The following is a 24,750-nucleotide window of genomic DNA, read 5'->3' as shown; positions in this document are numbered from 1 at the left end:
ATTTTTGTAAGTATAACTGGTATCTCAAAAGTAACAAAATTAAAAAGTATGCGATAATATTATTTTTACAAATCCTGATGCCTGTTTTACAGCGCCTGGCGGTAGTTTAACCGGTTTTAGCCTGCATTATGGCAGCACGCTGCTGATACTTTAATTGCAAAAAACCACGAGATTTAAATTTCAAAAACAGGCATTTTAAAAAGATATAGCCAAAACGTTTGCAATTATTACATTTGGCTGAATATCTTTTAAAACAATTTAAGGCCTTACTTTATCTATATCTTACATTAGTTATACCTTTACCCCATTGATGGATAGCGTAAATAATACAACCAGCCCTGCCCCCTCACGCATCTCGAAAACGAGAAGCAAGGTGGCAGATTTCTTTTTGATGCTGTACAGGATCTATGCCTTTATTTTGCGTTTTTTTAAAGAGGTATTTTTACCGCCTTACGAATTCAGGGAGATAGTGCGCCAGTGTTACGAAGTTGGGGTGCGCTCTTTTACGCTGATCTCGTTAACAGGCTTTATTGTGGGGGTTATTTTTACGAAACAAAGCCGCCCCTCGTTAACCAATTTCGGTGCCGAATCCTGGCTGCCGTCGTTAGTTTCCATCGCCATCATGAAAGCCCTTGCACCGCTGGTTACGGCGCTGATTGCTGCCGGCAAGGTAGGCTCCAGCATTGGTGCCGAGCTGGGATCTATGCGGGTGACAGAGCAGATAGATGCCATGGAAGTATCGGGCACAAAACCATTTAAATTTTTGGTTTGTACGCGTGTTATTGCAACTACCATTACCATACCCCTGCTGGCCACTTATACCGCTTTTATAGCTTTATTGGGCGGCTATTTAAATGTAAGCCAAAACGAGGGCACCAGCTACGCCACCTTTATGGAGCAAGCCTTTGAGCCCTTAACCTTTGTTGATTTTTGGGCATCACTAAGCAAGGCCATCGTATTTGGTTTTACCATAGGCATCGTAGGATGCTACCAGGGCTATAACTCAACCAAGGGTACCGAGGGTGTGGGTAAGGCGGCCAATGGCGCCGTAGTAACCGCCATGTTTTTAGTATTTATTGAAGAGGTTTTAATTGTACAGATAGCCGGATGGTTCCGCTAAGTTATGGAAAAGAAAAAGGCAAATATCGACAGGAATAACGGGGTGATAAAACTGCGCGGCGTTGAAAAATCCTTTGCAGATTACGACGTGCTCCGCGGTATCGATCTTGACCTTTACCAGGGCGAGAACCTGGTAGTGCTTGGCCGTTCGGGCACAGGTAAATCCGTATTAATCAAGCTGATCTCGGGCCTGTTAAGCCCTGATGCAGGCACCATAGAAGTTTTAGGCAACGAGGTAACTACTATTACCGAGCGTGAACTGGAAGAGCTGCGGATCCGCATCGGCTTTTCTTTCCAGAACAGCGCCCTGTATGATAGTATGACGGTGCGCAAAAACCTGGAATTCCCGCTGGTGCGCAACCGTAAAAACATTACCCGTGCAGAGATCGACAAAAATGTACAAGAAGTATTAGAAGCTGTTGGCCTGTCGCAAACGATTAACCAGATGCCGGCAGAGTTATCCGGAGGCCAGCGTAAGCGTATTGGTATTGCCCGTACGCTGATCCTGAACCCCGAAATTATGCTTTATGATGAGCCGACCGCCGGTTTAGACCCTATTACGTGCATCGAAATAAATGAATTGATAAACGAAGTACAGGAACGTTACAATACCTCATCCATCATTATTACGCATGACCTAACCTGCGCTAAAATGACAGGCGACCGGATTGCAATGCTGCTGGATGGCCAGTTTCAGCGTGTGGGCGCATTTGAAGAGGTTTTTGCAACCACCGACCCGCGCGTTACCCCTTTTTACGATTATAATTTTATACAATAGATATTAGTACCCTATATATGGATGCAGCAGAAAATAAAAAATCAATAACAGTTGGCGTGTTTGTATTACTTGGCGTAGCCGTGTTTGTAATAGGCGTGCTTACCCTGGGCGGGCAACAAAAAACCTTTGTAAAAAGCATTCACATCAGTTCGATATTCAACGATGTGTCGGGCCTTAAAAAAGGGAATAATGTTTGGTTCTCTGGTGTAAAGGTGGGCACTATCAAAAACATCCACTTCACCGGCCCCTCGCAGGTTGATGTGGTAATGAGTATTGATGCCAGCACACAGCAATACATTCACCGTAATGCCGGCGCACGCATCAGCAGCGATGGTTTAATAGGTAACAAGATCATCGTGATAGATGGTGGTTCGCCGCAGGCACCCATTGTGCAGGACGGCGATGTGCTGCAATCAGAGAAGATCCTGTCTACCGATGATGTGATGAAAACCCTGCAGCAAAACAATCAAAACCTGCTGGCTATTACTACTGATTTTAAGCAATTAAGTAAACAAATTTTAGCAGGCAAGGGCACCGTAGGCACCCTACTGGCCGATAGCACTATGGGCAACCAGTTAAAACAAACCATGCGCAACCTGCAGGCAGCCACGCAAAACGCGGCCAGAATGTCATCGCAGTTAAACAGCTTTAGCAATAAAATGAATACCAAAGGCGGCTTTGCCGATAACCTGCTTACTGATACCGTTACCTTCAACAGGATCCGCGCATCAGTTGGCCGGCTAAAAGAAGCGGCCGATAATGCCAGCATCCTTACCGATAACCTGAATAAGGCAAGCAACAAATTAAACACTACGGATAACGCCCTCGGAGTACTTTTAAACGACCCTAAAGCGGCCGTAAAAGTGCAAAGCACGCTTAATTACCTGCAACAAAGTTCGGTGAAGTTAAATGATGACCTGGAGGCGGTTCAGCATAACTTTTTGCTGCGCGGATTTTTCAAAAAGAAAGAAAAAGCCAAACAGGACAGTATTAAAAAAGCCATGTAATTTTGCTTACAAATTATCAAAAAGCGACGGGGATGCCTGTCGCTTTTTTTTTGTTAAAACCATCCACGCCCCCACCTGTTCTGTATGATATATTTAACAGGACAGCAAGATGCATAATAACAGCAAACCCGTTTGGCAAAGTTTGGGCTTAGGTGCGGTGGCAGGTGTACGGGCAAGCGCAGCGCCCAAAATAGCAAACTATTACAGTAACGGGTATAAGTCCAGCTCGTTCGGTATCATCCGGTTGGTACAATCGCCCATTACTACAATCGCTACCTCGTTACTATCCGCAGCAGAAAAAGAAAGAAAAAGAAATACCGTGGCAGGCGACAAACTGGACCTGAACCAATTGGGCCTGCATGTGGCGTCCGGCGCCTTTGCGGGGGCTGCCATCTTCCGTAAAAACAAGCAAAGCATGTTTAAGGGGATGCTCATTGGCGGGGCAGCTGCATTGGCCACCGGCATAGCCGGCTACTACCTGCGCAAACACGCCGCAAAATTGCCGGATGTAGTTAACCACATTACCGATGCCTTTAACGATAGCTTTGCCTATAGCAGCGGCGTAAAACTTATGGGCAAATAATTAATCAGTTAATTTTGGTGGCTGCCTTTTATCTGGCGGCAGTGCCTGGTACTTTTTGTAACAGGCATTCAGGTAATCTGCCAGCCAAAAGTCCCTTTTAGACGGCAACGTTTCAGCCTGACATAATTGCGCGCTACCTGCCCCTAACCGGTGATGATCTGACAAACTTTATCGGCTTGTTTACACACTATTTAAACAGGCGCAGATATTTAACGTAATTTAACAATAGCCGCCCAAGCTATCCGGATAGCTGTTTAAGCAATAATTTTTCTTAAATATTTACCCTTTTTTGAATATCTTTAAAAACAATTAAGGTACTTTTGGATACCGTAATACAATATTATAAAATTTGAAACAGCAGTTAACATCCACTGAAGCTTCATTACCCGTATTAAAGCAAAGTAAACATAGCTTATATATCAGCTATGGTGCGTTGCTTTTAGGCTATATTAAAGAAGTTGTTAAAGAGTTAGCCCTTGCTGAACAATACCTTACCGAAGTTTTTAATGAACTAAAAGCACAGGATATTGAGGAGATACTAAAACCCGGCGCCAATGCGTTTTTACGTTTACAGCAAATGGCCCGGAAAAAACTTTCATCATTTATAAACACGGTTGAAAACTGCAACGACCAGGCAGAGATAAGTGCTAAAAAAGGCATCACTGGCAATAAGTTTATCAGCCTGATGAACCAGGAGCAGCAGCTTGTTTTTTGCGGCATACATTACCACGGCAAAAATACGGCTAAACTGGCCGAAGAATTAAATAAACCCGAAAACACGATCAGGGCTTTACTAAGAGAATCGTTTATAATTATCAGGAATTACCGTAATGATACAGCAGTACATTAACAGCGGCATATTAGAAGCCTATGTTACGGGCGCTGCCTCTGACCAGGAGGTAAAGGAACTGCTATACATGAAAGCCACGTACCCAGAGGTGAATATTGCCCTGCAGGAACTGGAAAAAGATATGGAGCTTATTGCCCAACAAATGGCCGTAGCACCGCCAGAAGGCACCTGGGATAAAATATCCGGCAGTATCAACGAGCTGATCATCCGCGAGAACAACGACCCCGAACAGTTTACCGGCCGCGACGAAAGCAATTATAAAAACTTTACCCAGCCCGGTACCGGCCCGCAATATATTGAGGTAGAAAGCGAAAACAATTACATGAAAGTGCATAAAGCATGGAAATGGGTGTTTGCCGCTGTATTTGTGCTGGGCAAGATCTTTTTGGGATGTGCCATTTACTTTTACCTCGAGAACAGGCAGGCACAGCTGCAGCTTAAAGAATTAAAAACAGAACTGCGCCTGTTAAAAAAGTAATTACTGCCATCTGCTCCATCAAAGTATTCGGTTTTGCTGCGATTTTAAAAAACGTTAAAATGCAGGTTTTTTAAACCTTTTAAGATGCTGTAAGTTATTTTAACAGGAGGAATTACATTATGGCAGCATCAGATAATAAATCAGCAACTTCAAAAAAGGCCGAAGTAAAATCTACCCAAACGGTAAATAAGGACCTGGAGACCGAAATGCCTTTAAGCGAAAAAGATGAGGTAAAAAGGGCCGAGCGAAACACCGCTGCGCCAGCCAAAAAATCTACCTGATAAGCATTTTTAAATAAGGGTATGGGCTTAACGCTTTCGTATAACATTACGATCGTATGAAGCAATCTCTTTAAACAAACACTTTTGTGCAAGGTGTATAACTGTTTAAAGAGATTACTTTTTACGCCCTTTTTTGTTCCGCGAACTTAATTTACTTAAGCTCTAACGTAACTACGGCTTTTGCAGGGATGGTTACCACCAGGTTGTTGCCATCCTTTTTTGCACCGGCAAAGTTTTTCAGCTGTACTTTTGCAGGCTGGTTAAATGTGTTGATATCTGTAATATTGGCAGATGTTAATATTTGCCCGCTTACCGATGACCAGGCCAGATCCTTAAGCTGTGTACTGATGCTTACGGGTTTATTGGCATCCAGGTTTACCAGCGAGATGTGGATCTTGCCCGTAGCATCCTGCGAGGCAGAGGCATTTACAGCTGGGATACTTTTACCATTCACCTCATAATCGGGCGATTTTAGTTTTATAGCCAGGTATTTTGCATCCTGGTGCACCTTATACATATCAAAAATATGATAGGTAGGTGTTAGCAGCATTTTGGTTTTCTCCGTCAGGATCAGCGCCTGCAATACGTTGATGGTTTGGGCCAGTTCGGCCATTTTAACGCGGTCGCAATGGTTGTTAAATATATTTAGCGTGGTTGCTGCTATCAGTGCATCGCGCAGGCTGTTTTGCTGGTATAAAAAGCCGGGGTTGGTGCCGGGCTCTGGGTCTGTCCATATCCCCCATTCATCTACCACCAGGGCCACTTTTTTATCCGGGTCGTACTTATCCATTATGGCCGAATGTTTGTTAACCAGCTCTTCCATTTTAAGGCAGTTAACCATGGTGCTAAAATACTCGGCTTCGCTAAACTTGGTTGCCGATCCTTTTTTGCCCCAATCGCCGGTTGGCAGGGTATAATAATGCATAGATAATCCCCACATCATATTATTAGGGATATTTTTCATACACACTTCCGTCCAGTTGTAATCAGAAGCATTGGCACCGCTGGCTATCTTTTTTAGCGGCGAGCCGGGATAGTTCCTTGCATAGGTGGCATAGCGCCTAAACTGGCCGGCATAAAATTCGGGGGTCATTTCGCCGCCACAGCCCCAGCTTTCGTTACCTACGCCCCAAAAGCTAACTTTATAAGGTTCGGGGTGCCCGTTTTGCTTGCGCATCTGCACAACCGTACTGCTGCTGTTAGAATTCAGGTACTCTACCCATTTAGCCATTTCTTCTACCGTGCCGCTGCCCACATTACCGGCAATATACGGCTCGGTATCCAGCAGCTTGCACAGCGCCAAAAATTCGTGGGTGCCAAAGCTGTTATCTTCGGTAATACCGCCCCAGTTGGTATTAACCATTTTTGGCCTTTGGGCACGCGGGCCAATACCATCGCGCCAGTGGTATTCATCGGCAAAGCAGCCGCCCGGCCAGCGCAGGTTGGGGATCTTTATTTTTTTTAAGGCGTTAACAACATCCAGGCGTATGCGGTCTTGCTTGGCAACGGGCAAATTTTTATCTACCCAAAAACCATCATAAATGCCACGGCCCAGATGCTCGGCAAACTGCCCGTAAATATGCCTGCTAATGGTTTGGCCTGTATTACCTGTAATAGTGATGCCTGCAGTATTTTGCGCAGCAGCATCCAGCTGCCAAAGCAGCAATAATGCAAATAAAATTTTCTTCATGGTGGTTATAACTGTAATAGATACGGTTATAAATGTAGCGGTTTTTAAATATCAAACCAATAAAAAGTATTTTTATCTACTTAAAGGTTTAAGCAACACCAGTTACCATAGAATGCCTCTTTTGCAGGGCAGCGGCAATATTGTCAATCAGGTTTTGTTCAGAAAACGGTTTAAGCACCACCCCGCTCATCCCTACAGACAGATATTTATCACGGTCTTCTTTCAGTACGTTTGCCGTTAAGGCCAATATAGGTATCTCGGCCTTATCCTGCATGCCGTTGGCACGAATAACCTGGGCCAGCTCTATCCCGCCCATTTCGGGCATCTCAATATCGGTAAGTACAATATCGTAACGGTTATCCTCAAAAAGCTGCAGCGCCTGGCGGCCGTTGTAAGCCACATCAAAGCTTATTTTCCATTTTTTAAGAATGGTGCTTACCAATAATATGTTCAGCTTGTTATCCTCGGCAACAAGCACGTGGCGGCCCTGCACCCATTGCTGCGGGTTATATGGTGTAGCTTCGGCCTGATGCTGCTTCACACAGGCATCTTTTTGTACAGCCGTTACAGGCAACTTAAAGCTAAATACAGACCCCTTGCCTACTTTACTGGTAACCTTTATGCTGCCGCCCTGCAGCTCAATTATTTTTTTACAAATGGCAAGCCCCAAACCTGTGCCGCCGTAATTAGCTGTTTTTTGTGCCGATGCCACCTGCGAGAATTCGTCAAATATCAATGGCAGGTGTTCTTTATCAATCCCTAAACCGGTATCTTTTACCTGCACGTTCAGCATTTGCTGCCCCGGGGCAGCCCCGGTTATAAATGCGCTTACCACAACCTCGCCCCGGCTGGTAAACTTAATGGCATTACTTACCAGGTTCATAACAACCTGCTTTAACCGGAAATAATCGCCATTAAAGCAAATGTCTTCACTAAAGTTTATATCGTATTTTAAGGCAATATTTTTTTTACCGGCCTGCATCTGCATGCTGGTCACAATTTCTTTAATGCCCTGGTATGGGCTAAAAGGGGCCTGCTCAAAGCTCATTTTACCGGTTTCGTATTTAGAAAAATCCAGTATCTCGTTCACCACATCCAGCAGCATTTTTGATGAGGTGCAGATAGCGTTGGTTTGCTCGGCCTGGGCGGGCGTCAGGTCGCTTTGGGTCAATTGCTCCGAAAAACCAATGATAGAGTTTAGCGGTGTGCGGATCTCGTGGCTCATGCTGGCTAAAAAACGGCTTTTTGATTGTGCATATTTCTCTGCCATTTCGGTATAAACCACCATTTCTTCCTCATTACGAAAGATCTTCCAGATGTTATACAAAATAATGATAACCACCGTAGTAAGCAGCAAAAACATAATGCCCGACAGGCGCTTAAACTCATATAAAACCGTAGCCAGGCTGGTGTTTATCTCTTCTTTACTACCATTGATGTACTGCTGCTCGGCAACCTTATATTTTTTAAGGCTGCTGATGATCTGGTTGATGAGCCGGTTATTGATCTCCAGCATCTCGCGCTCGTTGGCACGCAGCCTGCTGTTGGCGTCGTATATCTTTGTATAATAATTGTTGTAGGCCTGCGCTACCATGGGGTTGGCCGTGGTAGTAGTGATAATGGTATCTGTACGTTTTGCCAGTAAAACCGGTGCCTTAACCTGCTCCTCGTTTTTTTTCTTTTTGCCGAATACGGAGAACAGGCGCCCAAAGAATTTCTTTTTGGGCGCCGGCGCCTTAGCAGCTGCCATCGTTTTCAGCGTATCGATACGCACCTGTGTTTTGATGCGCCTGATAACCGGCTGCTGTATGATCTTGCTGTTGGCATTCTTCAGGTTAGCATTTAACTTCCTGGCAGATCTCATCAAACTGTCAGACAGGGTCATCAGTTTAATGTAGTTATCCGCTTTTAGTTTTTTCTCGCTTACCAAATTTCCCAGCTCATCATCGCCGGTGGGGTTAGCAGACTGCTTGTCGTTAGCGTTGATGGCGCTAATGATGTCCCTCACATTCTTAATTTGCCTGGAAAACTCGTTGGAATACCATTTACGGCCGGTGAGGGCATACATGCGGCTGCTGTTATCGGCACTATAAAGTTCTACAATGCAGCTATCAATTAATGACGAACTTTCGCGCGCCCTAACCATTTTTTGAAAATTACTGCGTAGCTTTTCTGCCTTATTATAATGCAGGTACAAATAAAAGGCGCTGCCAAACAGTACAACAATAAGCATAACAATTAAAGCATAACGCAGAATGGGTATTTTTTTTGCACCGGCAATCATCATAGGGGTCTTGTAAAATGTACTGCCAACAGCATCAAAAAATACGGGCAACTGTTAGATTTACAATATTGCCTTTAACAAGCTTAGTGCCAGCCTTATCCTATACTCCCTATAAGAATATGTTTATAATGTTTGCGCATATTTCTATCACACAGGCGCTATTTTACACTGCATCAGGCTGTTTGCTATTATGAACATGTGTAAAATTATACACGGTTTTTAATAATACTACTCTTAATTGATGCTTTAAAACCCCTTATAATCTTAATGCCCGGCAAAGGCAGCATCCAGGGCCTGTATGCCACCTTTAATATTACGCCGGCCTGCTATTAATACCAGCAAGGCTGCGGATGATGCTACCAGCATAATAAGCGCCATAGGCACAGATGACCGGCTTTTAAACAGGCTTACACCCACCGATACTAACGAGCCGATACACATTTGAAACGCCCCTAACAGGGCGGATGCCGTCCCTGCGTTTTTCTGGAACGGCGCCAGGGCCAGGGCCGAGGTATTGGGGCTGGCTATCCCTACACAGCACAGCACCAAAAATATCATAATGATGGTACCCGCAAGCCCCAATATGTTTTGCATCGACCCTACCAAAAAAAGCGCCGAAATTACCACCATGGCAATTAAGGCGGCATTAACTATCTGCCCGCTTTTGTACTTTTTATTAAGCAGGCTGTTTAACTGGCTGGAGCCGATGAAACCAACAGACAGCAGGGCAAAGATCCACCCGTAAACTTGGCTGCTTACCTTAAACACATCCATAAACACCAACGGCGATGAAGAAATGTAAGCAAACAAGCCCGAGAAAGCGATACCGCCGCTGATGGCATAAGTATAAAATTGCGGCGTTTTAATAACCACTAAAAAGCTACTGATTATAGGGCCGGGTTTTAAGGAATAAGAGGCATCGGGCTGGTAACTTTCGGGCAGGAAAAATATAACCGACAGCGTTATTACTATGGCAATTAACGCCAGTATTAAAAATATTAACTGCCAGCCAAAGGCGCTGGTAACATATCCGCCAACGGTTGGCGCTATCATGGGCGATGCACCCAAAACCAATATCAGCAAGGCAAATACTTTGGCATTGTCCTTCACCGGGAAGATATCGCGCACCATAGTGATAGATGCAACAGAAGCCGCGCAGCCGCCAACCGCCTGGATAAAACGCATGGCGATAAGCATTTCGATACCGGTAGAAAAATAACAGCCTACCGATGCTGCAATGTAAACAGCCAGGCCGGCAAATAAGGGCGGTTTGCGCCCATATTTATCAAGCAATGGGCCATACAGTAACTGCCCTGCAGAAATACCGATAAAGAAGCTGGATAACGACAGGGCAACCTTCTCGGGGCTGGTATGCAGCGATCTGGCAATATCCGGAAAACCCGGCAGGTACATATCTATTGAAAAGGGCGCAAGTGCGGTAAGCGAGCCCAGTATCAGTATCAGGAAAAAGTAGCGTTGGCTTGTCATATCTGCAAATAAACAAAGTTTAAACCGGCTGCAAGGATTTATTCGCCTTAAATAATTATTGGCAAAATATTATATTTTATTAGCCTATTACGGGTTAAACACCCATTCAATTGATATAATTATTACTTTAGTTGTACCGGCTTGCCGGCAATATTACTATTTAATCATCCCTTTTATATAAATAACAATGCTGGTAATACTGTTTTGTATAGTACTGCTCATCCTGTTGGTTAGCTGGGCAAAGCTTAATCCCTTCCTGGCTTTTTTACTGGTATCTATAACTGCCGGGCTAATGCTGGGTATCCCTGTAAATAAAGTTACCGCATCGGTACAAAAAGGTATTGGCGATATTTTAGGCGGCCTGCTTATTATTATTTGCCTGGGCGCCATGCTGGGCAAACTGGTGGCAACCAGCGGTGCAGCCCAAAAAATAGCCGAAGTGCTGGTAAATGCCGTTGGGCAAAAATACATCCAGTGGGCGCTGGTGGCTGCGGGTTTTATTATTGGCATCCCCCTGTTTTATGGGATAGGCTTTGTGCTGATGGTACCGCTGATATTTTCGGTAGTGTATAAATATAAGCTGCCGGCGGTTTTCATCGGCCTGCCCATGATCGCTTCACTATCTGTTACGCATGGTTTTTTGCCGCCTCACCCTTCGCCGTCGGCATTGGTAGTGTTATTTAATGCCAATATGGCCACCACTTTTATTTATGGCCTGGCAATAGCCATACCTGCCATTATACTGGCGGGGCCTATATTTGCCCGCTCGCTCAGAAACATCCCCTCCGAGCCGCTGGCCACCTTCCGCGCCGAAGAAATGCCTGCCGATAAACTGCCGAGTGGCTTTATTAGTTTTTTTACCGCCTTGCTGCCCGTGCTGCTGCTAATGCTTACCGCATCGTTCCCCTACCTGGGCGTTAAAAACCAAAGTGCCTTAAAAATAATGGCGTTCCTGGGCGATCCATCCATCGTGATGCTGATTGCCCTGATCGTGGCAACTTATACGCTGGGTATAAAACAGGGGCGCAACATGGCCCAGCTGGGCATTAATTATGTAGATGCCGTAAAAGATATCTCGCTGATACTGCTTATCATATCCGGCTCGGGTGCGTTTAAAGAGGTACTTACCGCCAGCGGCGTGGATAAAGAAATTGCTAACAGCCTGAAAGCCTTTAACATGCCGCCGCTTGTTTTAGGCTGGGTAATAGCAGCCATCATCCGCATCAGCTTAGGCTCGGCTACGGTTGCGGGGCTTACCGCTGCAGGCATTGTGGCCAGCCTGGTGGTTACCGAGCATGTAAACCCCAACCTGATGGTACTGTCTATCGGGGCGGGCAGCCTGGCATTTTCGCATGTAAATGATTCGGGTTTCTGGCTGTTTAAGGAGTATTTTAACCTCAGCATTAAAGATACCTTCCGCTCGTGGTCGATGATGGAAAGTTTAGTATCGGTTATAGGCCTTGCAGGGGTGCTGCTGCTAAACCTTTTTGTATAACCTGCCTGTGGGGTTAGCATCTACCCCATTACAGCAGTGCAGGGAATACTATACAGTTGAAGCCTTATAATTCAGTTTTTTAATTTAGTTTTTAAACCATTGCTGTATTTAACACTCTGTAATAAAGGTAAACAATAACGGCTTACTATTTGTTATACACATTATTATTAGATACATACCCATGAAAAAGTTAATTATATACGGAGGCCTGTTACTATCATTAACCAGCACGGTTACTTTTAACGCACAGGCACAAGAAAGCAAAGGAATGAGCAAGCAAGGCAAGGGCGCCATCATCGGCGGTGCCGGTGGTGCAGTTGCAGGTGCTTTAATAGGTAAAAATGTTGGCGGTGCCGTAATAGGCGGTGCTATTGGTGCCGGTGGTGGTTACATTATTGGTAACGAAGCCCGCAAACGCGAAGAAAAACGCAAACGCGCAGCTTACCTGGAACGCCGCCGCGCATGGAAACGTGCACATCCGGGCAAAGCATATCCTTATTAATCAGTATATTTAAACAGATATATTAAAGCCGTACGTTGTATAACGTACGGCTTTTTGTGTGCATACCATTCCTTAGGTGCCATAAATTTTGGCCGCTGCATTTCTAATTAAATTAAATGTAGTAAATTTGATCTGAGCCGATCCGTCACATCTATATCATACCTTCCGCTGCAACAGTTAGTATCATATATTTTTCATCTTTCTTCGATATATTTGTTCACTTTTAATTAATTATCTATTGAACATGGTGAAGCGAATTTTAGTACTGGATGATAATCAGGATATTCTTGATATCGTTCATGAAACCCTCACTTACGAAAACTTTGAAGTAAAAAGCACCGGAGAAAGTGTAAACGTAATGCCACTGGTTGAAGATTTTTCGCCCGACCTGGTTATTCTTGATTACCGCGTTGCCGGCCAGAATGGCGGCGAGCTTTGTCAGAATATTAAGGCACACCCTAAATTCGGCAATGTGCCGGTTATTATCTTCTCGGCCTACATCAGCCACGAATCTGACCTGTATGCCTACGGCTGCGATGCCATCATCAATAAGCCGTTTGATTTAACCGAACTGGTTGAGAAAGTGAATAATTTAATCTCTTAAGCGATAAAGGATCTTATAAAGTGAAGGCCATTTCGTAGTATATAAATGGCCTTTCTTGTTTAACTATGTCATGATGAGCCTGTCGAACCATCAGCCGTTTTACTAAGTCTTCGACAAGCTCAGACTGACAATCAAAAATGAATTACACAAAAAAGCCGGCACAATGTACCGGCTTTCTGTTTTATAATAAGCGGAGGTTATTTAACTTCTTCGAAGTCAACATCGGTTACATTATCAGCGCCGCCTTGTGGTTGGCCGCCGCCGGCAGCCTGACCTGCGTCGGCACCCGGTTGCTGACCTGCCTCGGCAGATGCTTTGTACATATCCTCAGATGCAGCAGTCCATGCAGCATTTAATTCCTCTTGTGCAGGCTCAATAGCGGCAAGATCTTTAGCTGCGTAAGCAGTTTTCAATTTCTCTAAACCAGCTTCAATAGCGCCTTTTTTATCCGCAGGGATCTTATCGCCGTACTCTTTCAGTTGTTTCTCGGTAGAGAAGATCAGCGCATCGGCAGAGTTCAGCTTTTCAACTTCTTCTTTTGCTTTCTGATCCGCATCAGCATTAGCTTCAGCTTCATCCTTCATCTTTTTGATCTCGGCATCAGTTAAGCCCGAAGAAGCTTCGATACGGATCTTTTGCTCTTTACCGGTAGCCTTATCTTTTGCAGATACGTGTAAGATACCGTTGGCATCAATATCAAAGGTAACTTCTACCTGAGGAACACCACGAGGTGCAGGCGGGATACCATCCAAATGGAAACGGCCTATGGTACGGTTCCCCGCTGCCATCGGGCGCTCGCCCTGTAATATGTGGATCTCTACAGACGGCTGGCTGTCAGACGCGGTTGAGAAAGTTTCTGATTTTTTGGTTGGGATAGTTGTATTAGATTCGATCAGCTTGGTCATTACACCGCCCATAGTTTCGATACCTAAAGATAGCGGGGTAACATCTAACAATAATACATCTTTAACCTCGCCGGTTAATACACCACCTTGTATAGCTGCACCAATGGCAACCACTTCATCCGGGTTAACACCTTTTGAAGGTGCTTTACCAAAGAATTTTTGTACAGCATCCTGTATAGCAGGGATACGGGTAGAACCACCCACTAAAATAATCTCGTCGATATCTGAGGTGCTGTAACCTGCGTTTTTCAAAGCAGTTTTACAAGGCTCGATAGTGCGTTTGATCAGGCTATCAGCCAATTGCTCAAATTTTGCACGGGTTAAAGTTTTAACCAGGTGTTTAGGGCCTTCGGCGCCTGCTGTAATGTATGGCAGGTTGATCTCGGTTTGGGTAGAGCTTGATAATTCTATTTTAGCTTTCTCTGCAGATTCTTTTAAGCGTTGTAAAGCCATTGGGTCTTTACGCAGGTCTACACCTTCGTCGCTTTTAAATTCGTCTGCCATCCAGTCAATAATAACCTGGTCAAAGTCATCACCACCTAAGTGTGTATCGCCATCGGTAGATTTTACTTCAAAAACGCCATCGCCCAACTCCAGTACAGATACGTCATGCGTACCGCCACCACAGTCAAACACAGCAATTTTCATATCCTTGTGTGCTTTATCCAAGCCATAAGCAAGGGCAGCGGCAGTAGGCTCGTTAATAATACGGCGAACTTTTAAACCTGCAATCTCACCGGCTTCTTTAGTTGCCTGGCGCTGTGCATCATTAAAGTATGCGGGTACAGTGATAACCGCTTCGGTTACTTCCGTACCTAAAAAGTCCTCGGCAGTTTTCTTCATTTTCTGAAGGATCATGGCCGAGATCTCTTGCGGGGTATATTTACGGTCGCCAATTTCTACACGTGGTGTATTGTTGTCGCCTTTTACTACTTTGTAAGGTACGCGGCCAACTTCGGTAGTAACTTCATTAAAGTTATTACCCATAAAGCGCTTAATTGAGTAAATAGTTTTTGTAGGGTTTGTAATGGCCTGGCGTTTTGCCGGATCGCCCACTTTACGCTCACCGTCGTTAACAAAAGCTACAACAGAAGGCGTAGTACGTTTTCCCTCGCTGTTAGCAATAACTACAGGCTCGTTACCTTCCATTACTGATACGCAGGAGTTTGTTGTTCCTAAGTCAATTCCAATTATTTTAGACATATTATGATTTTATTTTTTTATTGATTATTGTTTTGCTTACATACCTGTTTATCAATGCCTGTGCCAATATGCGTTTGGCAGTAAAATAAGAATGCATGTGTCAGTTAACAACTAAACCGTCAGTTTAACTTACTTTTCGGTGACAGGTTGGCAGGACATCCCGGCGACCCTCAAAAGCAAAAAAGCCCTAAGCTGTTGTATAGCTTAAGGCTTTATAAGACTTTTTTTTAGCTGTAGTAAAACTTACTGATATTGTATATACAACGGATAAGGGCTGTATCTTGACAGCACTTCTGCGGGTGTAAGCATGTGGTGAGGCGCTTTTTTGATGTCGTTTTTGTAAAACAGCTTAAAGCCTGTAAACTGCACCGGCTCCTGATTAATAAAGTAACGGTAGGTACCGGTTTTAAGGTCGGGCTCGCCCCAGCCGTCCATATCCATTACCACCTGCACCTCGGGGTGCAATTTAATGTTTTTGTAGTTGGTAACCATTTTACGGGTAAAACGGTGCACAACCAGAATTTTTGGCGGCAGGCCGTTCTTTTTAACAATGTTAGCCAAATAGTTAGATACGTAGTTGATATCTGCCGCATCATAGGTGCCAATTTTTTTGCCCGGTTTGCTGCCATCCTTCATAGAAAACTCCGGGTCCATGCCAAAATGCACCTGCGGCATTTTAAGATAGGGCTCAAACAAAGGCAATTCTGCCTGTATGTTGCTTAATGCCACCTGCACATCTAAAAACACAATGGCATGCGCTTTTTTAGCCAGTACCAGCACACTGTCAATCTGTTTAAACGGCATACGGTAACGGTATTTACCATCTTTACCGCCATCGCCCTGTGCTACTACTGCAATATAATGCAGGGCCGGCTGTACGGGTGTTTTAGGGTCGGCTTTTTCCCATGCCTTCACTTCGCCTTTCAGCTTGGCCAGCATTTCTTTTGGCGGCAATTCGCCCAGTATGCCCATCTTTTTTGAATACAGGTTACCGTAATAAGATACCACGCGTTTAAACGGCAATATGGCACCACCCAGGGGGTATGGCTGGTTTTTTACCGGCCACCTGCCGCTGGTATCGTTATGTGCGTTAAATTTTAATAAAGAATCATACAGGGCTTTATCAATTGGCGGGTAGGTTGATTTTACAACACTTAAGGTATCGGCCTCTTCGCCTTTTGCTTTTGCAGTGGTATCCCCCGCTTTTTTACCGGCCTGTTTGCTGCCGTTGTTTGAATTGCAGGCTTGTAATAACACCAACGAGCTTAACCCGAACAGTGCAGAAAATAGTACGCTTTTAAATTTCATAGAATAGATAGAGTAATAAGCGGTATGGTACCGGATTAATATGTGGTTAAATATAATGGTTGTTAATATATAATACCGTGCTGGCTTAACTTTTATTTTTATAAAACTTACCAAACACGCCCAGCGGCAGCTTGGGGCCTGCTGTAGCCTGTAAGTATAGTTCGCCTATCTCTAAGTTTGATACCTTGGGGAAAGCGTTTTTGATCAGGTTTTCGATAATAACCGACGAGAAACCAAGCGAATAGGTGTTCAGGATCAGGAAATGCTCTTCGGGATCCAGCAGCTGGATCACATCGCTCATCATCTCGTTGATGTTGTCTTCCAGCTTCCATTTCTCGCCATTGGGGCCGTTACCGTAAGCAGGCGGATCCAGGATGATACCGTTATAGGTTTTACCGCGTTTAACTTCGCGCTTCACAAATTTAAGCGCATCTTCTACCATCCAGCGGATGTCTTTCAAACCGGATAGCTCCTGATTCTCGTTAGCCCAGGTAACCACTTGCTTTATCGAATCTACGTGGGTAGTATCGGCACCTGCTGCGCGGGCTATTAACGATGCACCGCCGGTGTAGGCAAACAGGTTAAGTACCTTTGGTGCCGGCGTTTTAAATTTTTTGATATTGCCGGATATATAATCCCAGTTTACAGCCTGCTCGGGGAAGATCCCCAAATGCTTAAACGAGGTTAGCCCCAGGCGGAATTTGATCGCCACATCATTATTTTTGTATTCGATGTGCCAGCGGTCGGGTGTTTTTGGGTCTTTTTTTACCCAATCGCCTGCGGTGGCGCTGCGGCCCTTAAATTTAATATGGTGCAGGCGTTGCCATTCGGCGGGGCTAAGGGCTTTGCTCCACACCGCCTGCGGCTCGGGGCGTATCAATATAACATTGCCAAACCGTTCCAGCTTTTCAAAGTCGCCGCAATCAATCAGCTCGTAATCTTTCCAGTAGGTTGGGGTAAGCAGTTGGATCATTCTTTATCATTAGTCCGCAAGTCCGTAAAGTCGGAAAGTCCGGAAGTTGTTAATCACTGCAAAGATAATCTTCTTTCGGACTTTCGGTCATCAGACTTTTCTGACTTAACCTACAACTTCTCTTTAGCGGCCTGCATAAATTTGCTGGCGAATACAAAGTCGTTCAATTCTTTATTGTCGGTATGTGCAATGTCTTTGTTCGATCCTTCCCACCATTTTTGTCCCTGGTGCAAAAAGATGATATGATCGCCTATTCCCATTACCGAATTCATATCGTGGGTTACAATAACGGTGGTCATCTGGTATTCGGTGGTCAGATCGTTGATCAGGTCGTCTATCAGGATAGAAGTTTTCGGATCAAGGCCGGAGTTGGGCTCATCCACAAATAAAAACTTGGGCTCCATAGATATGGCGCGGGCAATACCCACGCGTTTTTTCATCCCGCCCGATAGTTCTGCCGGGTAAAGCTTATTTTTGTCCTTCAGGTTCACACGTTCCAGGCAAAAATTGGCGCGGTCCTGCTTCTCTGCTTTAGATTGGTTGGTGAACAGGTTTAGCGGGAACATAATATTCTCTTCCACCGTCATGCTATCAAACAAAGCCGAATTTTGGAACAGCATGCCTATTTGTGTACGGATGGGTACGCGCTGTTCAAAATCCATTTCGGTAAAATTCTCATCTTCAAAAAACACCTGGCCTTTGGTAGGTTCGTGCAGCCCTACGATGCACTTAAGCAGAGTGGTTTTACCAGAGCCCGAGCCGCCGATGATCAGGTTATTTTTGCCTGTTTGGAAAGTAGCGCTGATGCCTTTAAGTACATCGTTATCACCAAATGTTTTAAAAATATCTTTAATCTCGATCATAACATTAAACTGGTGATCATAAGGTCAGCAAATAAGATCCAAACGCAACTGAAAACTACACCACGGGTTGCCGACTGGCCCACTTCAAGCGCACCGCCTGATGTATAAAACCCCTGGTAAGAACAAATAGAAGCTATCAAAAAACCAAAAACAAAAGCTTTAACCAGGGCTACCCTGATGGTAAGGCCGTCAAACCCGTCGTTAACACCCATCAGGTAATCGGCCGGGGTAATACTGCCGGTAACTAAACAAGCTATATAACCACCGGTAATACCCAGGCATATAGATATGATAACCAGCAGCGGCACCATGGTGATAGATGCCAGAATTTTGGGTGATATTAAATAACCCGGTGCATTAACCCCCATGATCTCTAAGGCATCAATTTGCTCGGTTACGCGCATGGTACCAATGTTTGATGCAAAGTTAGAGCCTACCCGCCCTGCCAGTACAAGCGAGGAGATGGTGGGGCTAAATTCTAAAATATTTGAATCTCGCGAGATGCTGCCCGCAATACTGCGGGGCACCAAAGGGCTTGATAACTGGAAGGCTACCTGTATGGTTGTGGCTGCGCCGATGAATACCGATATGATGCTGATGATACCCAACGAGCCAATGCCCACGGATACCATTTCGCGCATTACCTCGGCCCAGTAAACACTGAACTTTTCGGGCTTTTTAAAACTTAAACGCAGTAAGAGTATATATTTTCCTAAGCTTTGAAACATTTGTGATGGGTGAAAATTCGGTTAAAAATACATTTTTTAATATTAAGCTATATTGCCGCTTCAAATTCAATCAATTTAATTTGATATTTAAGCATGAAAAACGCCATTATAACTGCAGCAACCAAGGGCATTGGCCGCGCTGTTTCTGTAGCTTTTGCTAAACAAGGAATAAACCTATCCATTTGTTCTCGGAATGAGCAAGATTTATTAAATTTTAAACAGGAGCTGCAGGCGATTAATCCTCAAATTACGATAGTAGCCCTGGTAACGGATTGCAGTAACCGCACCGAACTGAAAAAATTTGCCGAATTCACCGAGAAAAAGCTGGGTTTCGTCGACATTTTGGTGAATAATGTGGGTATGTACAAGCATGTTGCCATACTTAACGATAGCGAAGATTCTTTCCAAAAACAGATAGATACTAACCTGATGCCGGCCTATGAACTATACCGTTTCTTCGGTAAAACCATGGTTTCTGTCGGTAAAGGGCATATATTCAATATATGCTCTGTAGCGGCTATAAACCCCATAGCAGAGGCAGGTATGTATAGTGTAACTAAATATGCACTTTTAGGTCTTAATAAGGTAATGAGGCTCGAAACGCAGGGACATGGTGTTAAGGTAACAGCAGTGATCCCGGGGTCAACATTAACAGATTCGTGGAAAGGCGTTGAGGTTGATCAAAACACGATGGTGCTCCCGGAGGATGTAGCATCGGCAATTGTAAATATATTAAGTATGAGCGCCGGTGCAAATGTTGATGAAGTGATGATAAAACCTGCGCCGGGCCAGTTATAAGCCTCTCCCCAAACCCCTCTCCGAGGGAGAGGAGCTTAAAATAAAAGAGTAGAGGGTGCTAACACTTAAACTATAAGATAATGGAAAAGAAACTTTACAGGGACGAACAGCACAAAACAGTAGGTGGTGTTTGCGCAGGCTTGGCCGAGTATTTTAATATAGACGTATCAATTGTACGGGTACTGTTTGTATTGGCCGTATGTTTAAAAGGCGTTGGTGTATTACCCTACATCATATTATGGATAGTATTGCCCAAACGCCCCTTCAACTATATTAACCCTAATTTTAAACCGGGTGTTACACCGGGCTATAACCCCAATTACGGCCAACCCTTTGGCGATGTAAAGTTAGATTATACCGTACCGCCGCCATTCCCCGGCCAGCCGTTCGCACCTGTGCCCACGGTTAAAAAAACATCCAATGCCGGTGTTATTTTCGGGATCATACTGATCGTATTGGGCAGCTTATTCCTGCTTGACCAGATAGATTTTATCCCCGATTTTGATTTTGAAAAATTGTGGCCGGTAGTACTGGTTGCCGTAGGCGCCACCTTAATATTCGGTGCCAAAAAACAGCCCTGGGAAAAACCGGGATGGACCGCCGAAAAAAAAGAGGCCGACTTTACCGAACAGCCTAAAACCGAAACAAGCGAAGAAAAACAAAACGATAACACTCCAAACACATAGATCATGAAAAGCGAAAAACTTGTACCGGGCCTTATCCTGGTGTTGTTAGGAACCGTGTTCCTGTTAGATAATTTTCACATAATAGATTTCCGCTGGGGTAACATCTGGCACCTTTGGCCCATATTCCTGATCATGGCGGGTGTAAACCTGGTGTTTGCCAACAACAAAGCGCCCTGGGCAACCGCACTTAAAATTGGGGTTGTAATATTAGGCTTTACCTTGCTGATATTCGGGCATTTTGAGAATCGCTGGTTTTCTCCGTTCAACAACCACTGGAGTTTTAACGACCAGGGCTGGCGTAACGACAGGAACGATAATGACGACAACGATGATGATAACGACAGCGACAGCGACAGTACCGGCATTGTTAAGGTAGAAGGCAGCAGTACTTATACACAGCCTTACCTTGCTGCTGCAACATCTGCCAAACTGATTGTAAGCGGCGGCGGTACGCTTTATACCCTTAAAGATACCACCAGCCTGTTGTTTGAAGCCACCACAAAAGAACGCTTTAACCGGTATATCTACACCCACAGAATGGAGGGTAATGTACCCGTTGTTGAGCTGCGCATGAAAGACAAAAAAGGCCATATTGACTGGGACAGCGATAACGGCAATAGTGCCACCATGAAACTGAACACCAGGCCCCAATGGGACATTGATGTAAAAGCCGGCGCAACCGAATTGGATTTTGACCTGTCGCCGTTTAAAATAAAAAGCCTGGAGATAAACGGCGGTGCGGCATCCTTCCATGTAAAACTTGGCCAGCCGCTGGCAGAAACCAATGTAGATGTTTCTACCGGTGTATCTGAAGTGGAAATTAAAGTACCGGCAAACGCAGCCTGCCGCATAACATCTGATACCGGCCTGTCATCAAACGAATTTACTGGTTTTGATAAAAAAGACGATAACAGCTATGAAAGCCAGGGTTATGCCACTGCCAAAAACAAGATCATCATCCATGTTAAAGGTGGCTTGTCTGATGTAAAAGTGATCAAATATTAATTCTTTTATTGCCGGATGGCTGATGCCTAATGTTTAAATTTGACAGTATGCAACCATCCGGCAATAATATTGATATCCCTACCGCTAACGACCAATATATCCTGGTCATCAACGGCAAACCCGATGGCCCCTTCAGCATAGCACAGTTAAAGGAGCATAATATTAAACCCGGCGATTTTGTAAAAACCGCCGCTATGGACGACTATAAAGAAGCCCATGAGATAGCTGCCCTTCGGCAGCTTTTTGGCTTTAGCAGGCAGCCCCTCCCCCTGCAGTACTTTGGCAGTTTTGACCAGCGCGCACTGGCTTCTATTATAGATTGGCTGATTGTGTTTGGTGTGTTTGTTTTGGCCGCTTTTGTGGTGATGCTTATCCTGCTGGTAGTTATCCCGGGGGAGGAATACAAGATGATACGCATTGGCATCACCGCCGTGATAGTAGCGCTTACACCCTTTGCCAAGCTTATTTACAATATTAAAATGGAAAGCGGCCCAAAGCAGGGCACCTATGGCAAGCAGCTTGTAAAGATCCGCGTATGCGATATTTATGGCGAACGCATTACCCCATCAAAAGCATTTAACCGCAACGCAGCCAAACTGCTTTCGGTAGCCACACTGTTTGTTGGGTACCTAATGTGTTTCTTCAATAAAAAACAGCAGTGCCTGCACGATATGCTGGCCGATACACTGATTATTAAAGACCGCCTGGATGTGTAGTTTGCCAACACTAAAAACTCACCAGTATCTGGCTTATCTCACCATCAGGCAAGCTTGTTATTTCCTCACCGTTTAAACTTTTAATAATAGCATCCTGTTTTTTAAGCATGCTAAACACCTGGCTTGGGTTACCATTATTATATCCCAGGTTATGTACTTCAATTATAAAAGTAACATCCTGCTTATTTTTAACATTGTCCAGATCTTTTAATATCACCGTTTCAAAACCTTCGGTATCTATTTTAACCAGTTTTTTAACATCAGGATAAGCATTTAAAATATTTGACAGGCTGAGTTGTTTTACAATGTCCCCATCAGCCTGTACTGCTGCCATAGCATTGCCAAGGCTATCCGTAAAGTGGGCTGTGCCATCGGCATCGCCCACTGCGGCGTTAACAACTGTGCACCTGTCGCCAAGTTTATTTGCCTTTACAGATCGTTTTACAAGTTTAACTGCAGTTTGGCTGGGGTCTAATGCAATGGCCTTAAGTTGTTGATGATGCAGCAGCGCCCCTATGGTCATTACACCTACATTACAGCCTATATCAATAAAAAGGCCGCAATTTTTAGCCATGCCAAATATTTGCTGCTGCAGGTCGTGCGTGATCATGTTTTTCAAAGCTCATGCCATTTAAATACGCCCATTTATGTTCAAGCGCGTTCAGGTAAATTTTACCATTATAAAATGGCTGGCCTATGGTGATATGCTTACTTATGCTCCGGGCTATTCTTCTCAGGAGTTTAAACCTGTACAACTGATTAACAATTTCCATCCGGATAAATATACTTTATAATCTTAAACAGGGGGCAATCGGGCGTATTATACTGTATAATAAATAAAATTAATTCGGTAATTAAGATTGGACAACTTTTAAAAAGTTGTCCAATCTATTTGTGAACGGCATCTTATTTAATTTATTCGGAATTGAGGTTTGACAACTTTAAAAAGTTGTCCAATCTATTGTGAACGGCTTCTTATTTAATTTATTCGGGAATTAAGGTTTGACAACTTTTAAAAAGTTGCCAAACCTATTATTGGCCTATTTGGGGAATTGAGTTATTACCTAAACTGCGTCAGATAACGAAGAGAAGGTGAAATCGCGGATCCGCATAGGCGGGATCAGGGCGCTCTGGCTGCTTTCGCCGCTTACCGTACGTTCTGTTTTGCCCAGGGCATCCAGGTTGTTCAGCATAATCACGGGGCTTTCGTTAAAGCGCATATTTTTTATCGGGAACTTGATCTGGCCGTTCTCGATGTAAAAAGTACCGTCGCGGGTAAGGCCCGTGTAAAGCAAAGTTTGCGGATCTACCGGGCGGATATACCAAAGGCGGGTAACCAATATTCCTTTTTCGGTACCTTTTATCAGGTCTTCCAGGCTTTGTGTGCCGCCTTCCATAATAATGTTGGCTGCTTCGGGTACCGGTTTTACCCCTTTCTTTTGTGCCCAGTAGCGCGAGTAGCTTAAATTTTTGATCACCCCTTTTTCTATCAGGCTGCGCTTATCCAACGGCATGCCTTCGCCATCATAAGTAGTGGCAGGCAGTTCGGGGTTGGTAGGGTCCGAATAAATGTTTACGCGCTCATCCACCAACTTTTCGCCCAGGCGGGTTTTGCCGCCCGGTTTACTCAAAAAGCTACGGCCTTCATCGGCGCTGCGGGCATCCAGGCTGCCGTATAGCTGCTCTAACAACACAATACCTGCAGCAGGCTCTAATATCACGGTATATTTGCCCGGCTCAATGGCCTTAGCCCCAACAGATCCGGCCGCTTTTTTAGCCGCTATTAGCGAGAAGGCATTGATATCTACCTTACCCACGTCATTATAATCTTTAGTTACATAACCAGATCCCTGCCCGTCTGCCGTGCGCATCGTGGCCGAAAAGTTTACATTGGTGCCGCTATTGTACACAAACAGTCCTTTAGAGTTCATCATGGCGCTGCTGGCGGCACTATCCTGCAAAAAGCCGGCGGCGGTAAGCTTGTTTTGTTTAGAGATATTCAGGCTATCCTCTACCATTTTACTGCGTTGTGCAGGGGTAATGGCAGCTGTTGCGGCTACATAAGTTTGGCCGTGGGCAGGGTAAGTTTGCGGGCCAAGCATCGGCATATACTCCGGGTTCTCGGGGGCAAAATGCGCCAGTTCTTCCGAGCGTTTTACGGCTTTTTGAATCGATTCGTCGCTGTAATCATTCAAGGTAATAACGCCCAGCTTTTTGCCAAAGGCCGATGATATGGCCATGCTGGTACTGCTTATAAAGCCGCTGGTGGATACGTTGTTGCGGGCAAAACGTACGTTTGCCGAATCGGAACTGTAAATGCTTACCTGGCATTCATCAGCTTTAGAATAGCTTATCACCTTTTTTAACAGGGTGCGGCATTCGTTTTCAGTTAATATAGCCATGGTG

Annotated in this window: 25 protein-coding genes; 15 read left to right on the top strand and 10 right to left on the bottom strand. The window is 44.7% G+C overall.

Annotation, left to right across the window (positions count from 1 at the left end; translation table 11 throughout):
* The first annotated feature begins 391 nt into the window (after window positions 1-391).
* From E2R65_RS05985 to E2R65_RS19605, 7 genes are all read left to right on the top strand, one after another.
* Window positions 392-1,120, top strand: coding sequence for an MlaE family ABC transporter permease (locus E2R65_RS05985; protein WP_229704660.1), 729 nt, complete (start codon window positions 392-394; stop codon window positions 1,118-1,120).
* A gap of 3 nt (window positions 1,121-1,123) precedes the next feature.
* Window positions 1,124-1,897: an ABC transporter ATP-binding protein gene (locus E2R65_RS05980; protein WP_134335590.1), complete on the top strand. Its 774-nt coding sequence runs from the start codon at window positions 1,124-1,126 to the stop codon at window positions 1,895-1,897.
* A 17-nt stretch (window positions 1,898-1,914) separates the two neighbouring features.
* Entirely contained in the window at window positions 1,915-2,904 is a 990-nt protein-coding gene (locus E2R65_RS05975; RefSeq protein WP_134335589.1) for an MlaD family protein, read from the top strand.
* Window positions 2,905-3,013: 109 nt separating this feature from the next.
* Window positions 3,014-3,487, top strand: coding sequence for a hypothetical protein (locus tag E2R65_RS05970; RefSeq protein ID WP_134335588.1), 474 nt, complete (start codon window positions 3,014-3,016; stop codon window positions 3,485-3,487).
* Window positions 3,488-3,836: 349 nt separating this feature from the next.
* Window positions 3,837-4,337, top strand: coding sequence for a sigma-70 family RNA polymerase sigma factor (locus E2R65_RS05965; RefSeq protein WP_134335587.1), 501 nt, complete (start codon window positions 3,837-3,839; stop codon window positions 4,335-4,337).
* Window positions 4,318-4,815 carry a hypothetical protein gene (locus tag E2R65_RS05960; protein ID WP_134335586.1) on the top strand — a complete coding sequence of 166 codons (498 nt, stop codon included), beginning with the start codon at window positions 4,318-4,320 and terminating at the stop codon, window positions 4,813-4,815. The genes E2R65_RS05965 and E2R65_RS05960 overlap by 20 nt, the downstream gene beginning before the upstream one ends.
* 119 nt (window positions 4,816-4,934) lie before the next feature.
* A complete protein-coding gene (locus E2R65_RS19605) occupies window positions 4,935-5,096 on the top strand; it encodes a hypothetical protein (RefSeq protein ID WP_158285225.1) in 162 nt (53 codons plus the stop codon).
* Between the two features lie 151 nt (window positions 5,097-5,247).
* On the opposite strand, the gene E2R65_RS05955 is transcribed toward E2R65_RS19605, so the two are convergent.
* From E2R65_RS05955 to E2R65_RS05945, 3 genes are all read right to left on the bottom strand, one after another.
* Window positions 5,248-6,786: an alpha-N-arabinofuranosidase gene (locus E2R65_RS05955; protein ID WP_134335585.1), complete on the bottom strand. Its 1,539-nt coding sequence runs from the start codon at window positions 6,784-6,786 to the stop codon at window positions 5,248-5,250.
* An 88-nt stretch (window positions 6,787-6,874) separates the two neighbouring features.
* The gene (locus E2R65_RS05950; protein WP_134335584.1) at window positions 6,875-9,073 is read right to left on the bottom strand and encodes an ATP-binding protein; all 2,199 of its coding nucleotides are present in this window, start codon (window positions 9,071-9,073) and stop codon (window positions 6,875-6,877) included.
* 261 nt (window positions 9,074-9,334) lie between these two features.
* Window positions 9,335-10,558: a multidrug effflux MFS transporter gene (locus tag E2R65_RS05945; protein WP_134335583.1), complete on the bottom strand. Its 1,224-nt coding sequence runs from the start codon at window positions 10,556-10,558 to the stop codon at window positions 9,335-9,337.
* Between the two features lie 187 nt (window positions 10,559-10,745).
* Here E2R65_RS05945 and E2R65_RS05940 point away from each other — a divergent pair, with 187 nt between their 5' ends.
* From E2R65_RS05940 to E2R65_RS05930, 3 genes are all read left to right on the top strand, one after another.
* Window positions 10,746-12,053, top strand: coding sequence for a gluconate:H+ symporter (locus E2R65_RS05940; RefSeq protein WP_221229857.1), 1,308 nt, complete (start codon window positions 10,746-10,748; stop codon window positions 12,051-12,053).
* A 181-nt stretch (window positions 12,054-12,234) separates the two neighbouring features.
* Window positions 12,235-12,555, top strand: a complete 321-nt coding sequence (locus E2R65_RS05935; protein ID WP_134335581.1) for a YMGG-like glycine zipper-containing protein — start codon at window positions 12,235-12,237, stop codon at window positions 12,553-12,555.
* Between the two features lie 244 nt (window positions 12,556-12,799).
* Window positions 12,800-13,159 (top strand): response regulator transcription factor, encoded by a 360-nt coding sequence (locus E2R65_RS05930; protein WP_134335580.1) that lies wholly within the window; start codon window positions 12,800-12,802, stop codon window positions 13,157-13,159.
* Window positions 13,160-13,356: 197 nt separating this feature from the next.
* On the opposite strand, the gene dnaK is transcribed toward E2R65_RS05930, so the two are convergent.
* The 5 genes from dnaK to E2R65_RS05905 form a co-directional block, all read right to left on the bottom strand.
* Window positions 13,357-15,267 carry a molecular chaperone DnaK gene (dnaK, locus tag E2R65_RS05925; RefSeq protein WP_134335579.1) on the bottom strand — a complete coding sequence of 637 codons (1,911 nt, stop codon included), beginning with the start codon at window positions 15,265-15,267 and terminating at the stop codon, window positions 13,357-13,359.
* A 243-nt stretch (window positions 15,268-15,510) separates the two neighbouring features.
* Window positions 15,511-16,575 carry a ubiquitin family protein gene (locus tag E2R65_RS05920; protein ID WP_134335578.1) on the bottom strand — a complete coding sequence of 355 codons (1,065 nt, stop codon included), beginning with the start codon at window positions 16,573-16,575 and terminating at the stop codon, window positions 15,511-15,513.
* A gap of 85 nt (window positions 16,576-16,660) precedes the next feature.
* Window positions 16,661-17,548, bottom strand: a complete 888-nt coding sequence (locus E2R65_RS05915; RefSeq protein ID WP_134335577.1) for a class I SAM-dependent methyltransferase — start codon at window positions 17,546-17,548, stop codon at window positions 16,661-16,663.
* 110 nt (window positions 17,549-17,658) lie between these two features.
* Entirely contained in the window at window positions 17,659-18,411 is a 753-nt protein-coding gene (locus E2R65_RS05910) for an ABC transporter ATP-binding protein (RefSeq protein WP_134335576.1), read from the bottom strand.
* On the bottom strand, window positions 18,408-19,139 hold the full coding sequence (locus tag E2R65_RS05905) for an MlaE family ABC transporter permease (RefSeq protein ID WP_134335575.1): 732 nt from the start codon (window positions 19,137-19,139) through the stop codon (window positions 18,408-18,410). The genes E2R65_RS05910 and E2R65_RS05905 overlap by 4 nt, the downstream gene beginning before the upstream one ends.
* 93 nt (window positions 19,140-19,232) lie before the next feature.
* Here E2R65_RS05905 and E2R65_RS05900 point away from each other — a divergent pair, with 93 nt between their 5' ends.
* The 4 genes from E2R65_RS05900 to E2R65_RS05885 all read left to right on the top strand — a co-directional run bounded on the left by E2R65_RS05900 (window position 19,233) and on the right by E2R65_RS05885 (window position 22,344).
* Window positions 19,233-19,937 (top strand): SDR family oxidoreductase, encoded by a 705-nt coding sequence (locus E2R65_RS05900; protein WP_134335574.1) that lies wholly within the window; start codon window positions 19,233-19,235, stop codon window positions 19,935-19,937.
* 80 nt (window positions 19,938-20,017) lie between these two features.
* Entirely contained in the window at window positions 20,018-20,623 is a 606-nt protein-coding gene (locus E2R65_RS05895; protein WP_134335573.1) for a PspC domain-containing protein, read from the top strand.
* Window positions 20,624-20,626: 3 nt separating this feature from the next.
* Entirely contained in the window at window positions 20,627-21,628 is a 1,002-nt protein-coding gene (locus tag E2R65_RS05890) for a LiaI-LiaF-like domain-containing protein (protein WP_134335572.1), read from the top strand.
* Window positions 21,629-21,675: 47 nt separating this feature from the next.
* Window positions 21,676-22,344, top strand: a complete 669-nt coding sequence (locus tag E2R65_RS05885) for an RDD family protein (protein ID WP_158285224.1) — start codon at window positions 21,676-21,678, stop codon at window positions 22,342-22,344.
* 10 nt (window positions 22,345-22,354) lie between these two features.
* Here the strand turns inward: E2R65_RS05885 and E2R65_RS05880 are convergent, their stop codons facing one another.
* Window positions 22,355-22,954: an FkbM family methyltransferase gene (locus E2R65_RS05880; protein ID WP_134335570.1), complete on the bottom strand. Its 600-nt coding sequence runs from the start codon at window positions 22,952-22,954 to the stop codon at window positions 22,355-22,357.
* A gap of 37 nt (window positions 22,955-22,991) precedes the next feature.
* Between E2R65_RS05880 and E2R65_RS19600 the strand changes: the two genes are divergently transcribed.
* On the top strand, window positions 22,992-23,138 hold the full coding sequence (locus E2R65_RS19600) for a hypothetical protein (RefSeq protein ID WP_158285222.1): 147 nt from the start codon (window positions 22,992-22,994) through the stop codon (window positions 23,136-23,138).
* A gap of 270 nt (window positions 23,139-23,408) precedes the next feature.
* On the opposite strand, the gene E2R65_RS05875 is transcribed toward E2R65_RS19600, so the two are convergent.
* Window positions 23,409-24,746 (bottom strand): TldD/PmbA family protein, encoded by a 1,338-nt coding sequence (locus E2R65_RS05875; RefSeq protein ID WP_134335569.1) that lies wholly within the window; start codon window positions 24,744-24,746, stop codon window positions 23,409-23,411.
* Window positions 24,747-24,750 lie beyond the last annotated feature (4 nt).

This window comes from Mucilaginibacter phyllosphaerae, from assembly GCF_004378255.1.
Lineage (GTDB): Bacteria > Bacteroidota > Bacteroidia > Sphingobacteriales > Sphingobacteriaceae > Mucilaginibacter > Mucilaginibacter phyllosphaerae.
Note: the sequence above shows the minus strand (reverse complement) of the source record. Positions and strands in the feature narration are given on the sequence as shown.